This is a genomic window from Phormidium sp. CCY1219 (assembly GCF_035615515.1).
GTDB lineage: Bacteria > Cyanobacteriota > Cyanobacteriia > Cyanobacteriales > Laspinemataceae > CCY1219.
In genome coordinates this window covers 1-2,250 of sequence record NZ_JAJENT010000229.1, presented here as the reverse complement: position 1 = coordinate 2,250, position 2,250 = coordinate 1, and the positions used below count along the sequence as shown (strand labels likewise).

Below are 2,250 nucleotides of genomic sequence, written 5' to 3'. Positions count from 1 at the left end.
ACTTCCGGGGAGTAAAGGATGTACCAGTCTACCGTTTATTTCTTGTAGGGCACCGAGTTTCGGGTCGGCGATCGCGATACTGGCGGTGACATTTACATCCCCTGGATCCGGGGAATTTTTATCGGGAAATTGTAGATTGTTTCCACCATCAGTCAACTCGATATTGGTATTCCGCTTGCTATTTGCAGCATTTCCTACCGTATTGTTCGCAAAAACAGAATTCGCAACGGTAATGTTTTGCTGTTGTCCGGCAAACAGTGCGCCGGCGGAACCGCCCGCAGAATTTTCGGTGACGGTTAGGTTGACCAAAGTGCTGGGAGATTGTATAAATATTCCCCCACCTAAACCCCGAGTCGGATCGTCTGGATCTTCTGCTTTATTACCTGAAAACGTACTGTTGCTAATGGTGGTGGGAGAAACTTTATCCACCCACAAGCCTCCTCCCTGCTTGTGAGCGACATTATCGACGAAACTGGTTCCCGAGAGGGTAAACTCACTATTATCGTGGCGCAATCCTCCTCCACTTCCGCCCCCGGCAGGTGTTTCTAATGCCTCATTCCGGATAAACAAACTATCTTCAACAACTACTTTGTCATCAGGATAAGAATAAAGATTGGCACCGCCACCATCTAATGCCCGATTGCCTTCAAAGCGACTGTTGCGAACTAAAATTGTTCCGGAATCCGGCTTACTCAGATCTGTAGCTCCATCGGTTAAAATCGCTCCACCCAAACCATAAAATTGGGTTTTAGAACTGGGGGTAATCGCTTCGTTATTAATAAAGGTGGAATCTTCTACCGTTAACACGGTAAATAGACTGTTAATTGCTCCACCGTTTACCCCTTTGTTGTTGGTGAATTCACTACCGCGAACGGTTAAGTTGCTTTCACTTTTAATGGATATCGCACCCCCACCTCGTTCTTGCTGACCTGCCGTCCCAATATTGCCATCAAAGGTGGAATTTATCACTGTGGTGGTACTTTGAAATCCCCCAAAAATCCCACCGCCACCATAGGTCGCATCGTTATTTCTGAAGGTGGTATTTTCTACCGTTAAGGTAGTTCCATTCCCCGTTCTAATTCCCGCCCCGGCACCTTCTTCATCTCCGGCGGTGGTTTTACCATTCGCAAGGGTTAGATTCCTGACCGTCAAACTGGTAGGATTGAAGCTGGCATCTCTGGTAAAGTCGATAATGCGCGAAGCATTATTCCCACTAATCGTTAATCCAGCCGCATTGGCACCATCAATGGTTAAGTCTTTGTCAACCAGCAGTTGACCGCTGGTGAGGGTAATGGTTTGATTGGCTAAACTACTGTCAAATGCAATAGTATCTCCGGGTTGTGCGGTTGAAATCGCATTCCGCAACGAACCGGCACCACTATCATTCGCATTCGTTACTGTGAGGGTGGCAAATACGCCGGCGTATTTTTCCATCACTTCCGAGTTCAAGGCTAACGGAGTTTTAATTTCTCCGGTGGTAAAGTTTAACTTCCAGTTTCCACCTTTCTCCGCACTGCCAATTAAATTCTCTGAGGCAGCAATTTTCGCCTGAGTTAGTGTAGCGAGTTTCTCGATAAACTCTGTTCCTAATTCTGCGGCAACTTGGCAACCATAGAGTAAAATTTCTGCCGTTTGACTGAGTGCAGTTCGCCACTGCTGCACAATCGCTTTGTAGTGGGGTAAAGTCTCTAAATTTAGAGAGCTATTTCCTAATTGCAGACAACCGGAACTGCCATGAGAAATAATGTGAATAGCGTCGAGTTTTCCAAACTGCTTTGCATAGGTAGAAAGCTGGGTGGAAATTTGTTCGATGCCATCGCGATCGCCGTCAATGACCGCCACCTCTATGTCTTCTTTTACTCCAGCCACCAGAGTTTCATAGTCTTGAAGCTGCGAATCAATAAAAACCAGCGATCGCGTTACATTATTTTGTCCATTACTAATCGGTGCGAAATATTGAATTATACTTTTCATTCTCAAAACTCCAAGTAAGTTGTCGGTAGATTCACCCTTGGAGCAATAAACACTTTGTTCTTTTGTGTTTTACATAACCATAAATGTGGATTCAGTAATTAACTCAAAATTAATTCCAGTAAGGGTAGCTAAATTTTTACCATCTTTATTGATGACCGCACTATTATTATTTCCCGTAATGGTTAATTCGTTGAAGTCTATTCCCTCCGCCAACCCCAACCAATCTTCCCCTAGGGTAAAGTCAGAAACCACATCACTGCCATCCCCTTCGCGGAA

The 2,250-nt window shown here is 45.1% G+C and carries 2 protein-coding genes; both read right to left on the bottom strand.

All coding sequences use genetic code 11. The features are described 5' to 3' along the window. On the bottom strand, positions 1 to 1,974 hold a 1,974-nt coding region (locus LKK83_RS02220), incomplete at its 3' end, for a DUF4347 domain-containing protein (RefSeq protein ID WP_324629155.1). A gap of 69 nt (positions 1,975 to 2,043) precedes the next feature. Next, on the bottom strand, positions 2,044 to 2,250 hold a 207-nt coding region (locus LKK83_RS02215), incomplete at its 5' end, for a hypothetical protein (protein WP_324629154.1).